This is a genomic window from Kocuria sp. KRD140 (genome assembly GCF_017168375.1).
In the GTDB taxonomy this organism is placed as follows: domain Bacteria; phylum Actinomycetota; class Actinomycetes; order Actinomycetales; family Micrococcaceae; genus Kocuria; species Kocuria marina.
The window spans coordinates 532,525-537,727 of record NZ_JABFAW010000009.1 but is presented as its reverse complement, the minus strand read 5'-3'; the positions used below and the strand labels follow the sequence as shown (position 1 = coordinate 537,727).

At 70.2% G+C, this 5,203-nt stretch carries 3 protein-coding genes and 2 pseudogenes; 2 read left to right on the top strand and 3 right to left on the bottom strand.

From position 1 onward, the window contains the following. Positions 1 to 346: pseudogene (locus tag J1M36_RS11155) on the top strand (hypothetical protein); the annotation flags it as partial. Between the two features lie 159 nt (positions 347 to 505). Here J1M36_RS11155 and J1M36_RS11150 read toward each other — a convergent pair. After that, the gene (locus tag J1M36_RS11150) at positions 506 to 1,861 is read right to left on the bottom strand and encodes a PhoH family protein (protein ID WP_206479622.1); all 1,356 of its coding nucleotides are present in this window, start codon (positions 1,859 to 1,861) and stop codon (positions 506 to 508) included. 142 nt (positions 1,862 to 2,003) lie between these two features. Further along, a complete protein-coding gene (locus J1M36_RS11145) occupies positions 2,004 to 2,765 on the bottom strand; it encodes an isoprenyl transferase (protein ID WP_206479621.1) in 762 nt (253 codons plus the stop codon). A gap of 135 nt (positions 2,766 to 2,900) precedes the next feature. Between J1M36_RS11145 and J1M36_RS11140 the strand changes: the two genes are divergently transcribed. Next, positions 2,901 to 3,614 (top strand): hemolysin III family protein, encoded by a 714-nt coding sequence (locus J1M36_RS11140; protein WP_085107006.1) that lies wholly within the window; start codon positions 2,901 to 2,903, stop codon positions 3,612 to 3,614. A 117-nt stretch (positions 3,615 to 3,731) separates the two neighbouring features. Here J1M36_RS11140 and J1M36_RS11135 read toward each other — a convergent pair. Then, positions 3,732 to 5,203: pseudogene (locus J1M36_RS11135) on the bottom strand (thioredoxin domain-containing protein); the annotation flags it as partial.

The following is a 5,203-nucleotide window of genomic DNA, read 5'->3' as shown; positions in this document are numbered from 1 at the left end:
CACCCCGCCCTACCTCCCGGAGCAGCGCCCCTCGCAGTTGTCCTCCGTGGTGGCCGGGGCCTTCGCCAAACGCCGGGTGTGGTGCGCGACCGTGGAGCCCACCGTGCGCTACCGGCCCGTGACCGCGAACCACCCGCTCGCCCCGGGTCCCACGCGGATCGCGGTGGACACAGCGACCGGCGTCTGTGTCTACTCCCACGTGCTGCGCGGACCGTACGCGGGTCAGGGCCACCGGCTCGTGATCGAGGCGGTGGACGAATACCAACTGGACGACCTGTTCACGCAGCAGGACTTCAACCTCACGGACGTCTCCCGTCACGTGCCGTGGCCCGTGCTCCCGGCCTGAGCCGCCGCCCGTGATCCGCACCGGGCGGATTCCCCAGGGGCCGCGTTTCTCGGGTGTCCAGGGCGCGCAGCCCGTTCGGACCTGACGACGACGCCGCGGGCTCGGGACGACCAGGCCGGGCGGGGGACGACGCCGCCCTCCCGGCCCGGCGTCGCCGGGTCACACGTCCTGGCGCTCGAGCAGGTCGGTCACGAGGGCCGCGATGGGTGAACGCTCGGAGCGCGTGAGGCTCACGTGCCCGAACAACCGCTGACCCTTGAGCGCCTCGACCACGGCCATGATGCCGTCGTGACGTCCCACCCGCAGGTTGTCCCGCTGGGCGACGTCGTGGGTGAGCACCACCTTGGAGTTCTGCCCGATCCGGGACAGGGCGGTGAGCAACACGTTGCGTTCGAGCGACTGCGCCTCGTCCACGATGACCCATGCGTCGTGCAGGGACCGCCCGCGGATGTGGGTCAGGGGCAGCACCTCGAGCATCCCGCGCGCCACGACGTCGTCCACGACCGCGGGTGAGACCACGGAGGACAGCGTGTCGAAGACCGCCTGACCCCACGGGTTCATCTTCTCCTCCTCGGTGCCGGGGAGGTAGCCCAGGTCCTGGCCACCCACCGCGTAGAGCGGGCGGAACACCATGATCCGGCGGTGCTCCCGGCGTTCCAGAACGGCGTCGAGCCCGGCGCACAGCGCGAGCGCGGACTTGCCCGTTCCCGCGCGACCGCCCAGCGAGACGATGCCCACGGCGGGGTCGGTCAGCAGGTCGATGGCCAACCGCTGTTCGGCCGAGCGTCCCTGCACCCCGAACACGTCCCGGTCCGCGGCGACCAGGCGCGCCTGCCCGTCCGGTTCGGTCCGGGCGAGAGCGCTGCCCGCGGACGAGCGCAGGACCAGACCCGTGTTCACGGGAAGCTCCCGGGCGCCCGGCGCTTCCGTGCGGCCCTCGGCGTAGAGGACGGAGACGACGTCGTCCGCGACGTCCAGATGGGCCACGCCCGTGTAGGCGTCGTCACCACCGATCCACTCACCGCGGTACTCCTCCGCGGCGAGTCCCAGGGCGGAGGCCTTGAGCCGCATGGGCAGGTCCTTGGACACCACACACACGTCGTGGCCCTCGCCGGAGAGGTTCGCGGCCACGCTGAGGATGCGTGAATCGTTGTCCCGCAGCCGGAAACTCTGGGGCAGCACCGTGTCCGCGACGTGGTTGAGCTCCACCTGCAGGCACCCGCCGTCCGCGAGGTCCACGGGCCGGTCCAGGCCGCCGTGAGTCACGCGGAGGTCGTCCAGCAACCGCAGCGCCTTGCGCGCGAAGTACCCCAGTTCCGGGTCGTGACGCTTGGCCTCGAGCTCGGTGATCACCACCACGGGCAGCACCACGCGGTGCTCGGCGAAGCGGAACACAGCGCGCGGGTCCGAGAGCAGCACGGACGTGTCGATCACGTACGTGCGCACACCGGCCGCGGAGCCGTCCTCCTCGAGCGCGCCGGATCGGACGGGGGTTACGGGGGTGTCGATGCTCATGAGGCCCTTTCCCTGCGAAGTCCTTGGCCGGTGTGTCCGGCACCTCTCACGCTAGGGAGGCCGATCAAGGGTGGCGCGCCCCACCGGTGAACGGCGCGTTAACATCCGCCACGGGCCCGTGAACGGGGCCGGCAGGGCCCGCTCAGCCCCCGAATCGGCGCTGACGGCGCGCGTAATCGCGCAGGGCCCGCAGGAAGTCGACCCGGCGGAAGTCCGGCCACAGCGCTTCGCAGAAGTAGAACTCGCTGTATGCGGACTGCCACATCAAGAAGCCCGAGAGGCGTTGTTCGCCGGAGGTGCGGATCAGCAGGTCGGGATCGGGTTGCCCGCGCGTGTAGAGGTGTGCGGAGATGTCCTCCACGCTGAGCTCCTGCGCCATTTGCGCGAGCGACGCACCGCGGGCGTCGGCATCGGTGAGCACCTCGCGTACCGCGTCCACGATCTCCTGCCGCCCCCCGTACCCCACAGCGATGTTCAGGTGGGGGCCGGGATTGTCCACCGTGCACTGTGCGCTGTTCAGCAGTTGCTCCTGGAGCTTCTCCGGGAGGGTTCCCAGGGCACCCACGGGCTGGATCCGGCAGATCCCTTCCTCCTGCAGCTCGCACATGAGGTTGGTGATGATCTCCAGCAGGGCCGTGAGTTCCTCGCGCGGACGGTTGAGGTTCTCGGTGGAGAGGATGTAAAGGGTGACCACCTGGATGTTCAGCTCGTGGCACCAGCGCAGGAACTCCACGATCTTGCGCGCGCCCGCCCGGTGGCCCTCCTCCGTGGTGGCCCCGAACTGGCGCGCCCACCGGCGGTTGCCGTCCACGAGCACACCCACGTGATGCGGCAACTCGTCCGCGGTGAGGGTGCGCGCCAAGCGGTGTTCGTAGAAGGAATACATGACACGGGGAAGTTTCACAGCGTCATTCCTCCCCTGAGTCGGCCCGGTCCACACGGATTCACACCCCTAAACTACCTGTAGGGCAGACCCAATCCAGTAGCACCCCCGAGCTCCGTATCCGCGGGGCACCCATGAGAGGCAGTGGTGTCCACCATGTCAGACGAACGCACCGAGAAGCGCACCGCTCCCGGCCCGGTGACGATCGTGCGCCACACGCGTAACGGTCCCCTCACGGTGGAGAAGAAACCGTCCTGGCGCGGGTGGATCCACGCGGGCTTCAGCCCTGTGGCCGCGGTGCTGGGTGTGGTGGCCATCGTCGTGGCACCCACGGTGGAGCTGCGTCTCGCATGTCTGGTCTACACCATCACGGCGATCATGCTGTTCGGTACCTCGGCCGTATACCACCGCTTCTACTGGGGCGCGCGCATGAACGCGGTGCTGCGGCGGATGGACCATTCGAACATCGCCCTGATCATCGCCGGGACGTACACGCCCCTGGCCGTGAGTTTCCTCCCGGTGCGGGGCGCCACGATCCTGCTCGGCGTGATCTGGACGATCGGTGCCCTGCTCGTGATCTTCCGTGTCTTCTGGATGAGCGCGCCGCGATGGCTCTACACCCCGCTCTACGTGATCATGGGGTGCCTGGCCCTGCTCTACCTCCCGGCGTTCTTCGCGGTGAACGTCCCCGCGACCGTCCTGCTGATCTGCGGCGGCGTGTTCTACATCGCCGGTGCGGTGTGTTATGCGACCAGGCGCCCCCGGTTGCTCCCGGCGACGTTCAGCTTCCACGAAGTCTTCCACGCGTGCACGATCGGCGGCTTCGTCTGCCACTACATCGCGATCATGTTCGCGATGTTCGCCGCGTGAGCGATGTGTGACGCCCCGGTCAGAGGTCCGACGGCGCTCGGCGTGCGGGGACCGCTCGGCGCGGTGACGTCTGCGTCGTCCACGCGATGCCGACGACGACGCAGCGCCCCGGTGCGCTCAGCCCCGCTCCGCGCGGATCCGGGTGACGAGTGCGCTCACGTCGGGCACGGAACGGACGGGAAGTTCGCAGCGTCCGTCCCGGCACAACCACACTGTGTAGCCGGGTTCCGATGCCGCAGGAACCCCGTACGGCGCCGCACTCCCGTCCAGGACCAGGACATCCAGCACGCGTGCCGCACCGACCGCGTCGAGCGTCTCGCGCCACTGCTCGGCGCTCGCGTCCACGACCTGCAACAGGGCCGGTGGATGCTCGTCGGCCAGAACGGCCGACACCATGCCTCCGGCCGTCGTGGGGGCTTTCAGGACCACCCCGGTCGCGGGCGCGGTCACGGCGTCAACCACATCCCGGGCCTGGCGCTCACCGATCGTCGGTTGGGACAGCTCGGTGAGCCACCGGGAGAGCACCGCGGAACTGGACGCGGCGACGTCGTCGAACGGCTCCGCACGGCCCGTGGCCCCGGCCGCCGCGAGGGTGGGGTCCACCTCGGCGGACTCGAGCACGGTACTCCCGCGCACAAAACGCTTCACGGCGACCTCGGCGAGGGCGCGGCTGCGCTCGTACCACGCGGTCTCGCCCGTGGCCCGGTACAGCGCGAGCAGCCCGGCGCCGAAGCGCGCGTAGTCCTCGAGCTGGCCCTCGTGGGGGTCCACGACGCCGCCGCGTGACGTGCGCGTGATGCGTCCCGTGGCGGAGTCCCGGTGCCGTTCCCACAGGAAACCGGCGGCCGTGGCGGCCAGCTCGATCCACTCGGGGTGCCCCAGCAGCACACCCGCGTCCGCGAGTCCCGTGAGCGCCATGCCGTTCCAGGCCGTGACGATCTTGTCGTCCAGGTGGGGCGCCGTGCGCGTGATCCGCCGCTGCCACAGCTCCTGCCGTACGGACTCGTCCAGGATCCCCGTGACCGCACCCGCCTCACCCCAGGCCGCCGTGGCCGGCGCGGGGCGACCCCCTGCGGGGCTTCCGGCGTGACCCGAGAACGTGTAGTAGGCACCCTCACGTTCGGCATGCGGCTCGTCGGACGCGGGATCGCTGTCCGCGTCGAGGGATGCGGCGAACGCGCCCTCGGGGGTGATCACCTCCCGTTCGAGCCACTCGACCAGCAGCTCTGCGGCCCGGCGGTAACGGGCCGCGCGAGTGGCATCCGTGCCGGTACGTTCCAGCAGCGCCACGGTGCGCGCCAGCACGCCGAGCAGCTGGGCGTTGTCGTAGAGCATCTTCTCGTAGTGGGGCAGGGACCAGTCCGGGGTCACCGAGTACCGGAAGAACCCGCCGCCCACATGGTCCTGCAGCGCCCCCGTGACCATCGCGTCGAGCGTGGCGCACAACAGATCACGTGCGGTGCGCGCGTGCTGCGCCGCGGCGTCGTCGTGGCCGGAAGCAGCGTGCGCGCTCGCCGACGCGGGATCCCCAGCCATGGCATCGCGGTGCGCAGTGCTCGCAATGCGCGTGAGGGCGTCCAGGGTGGGCG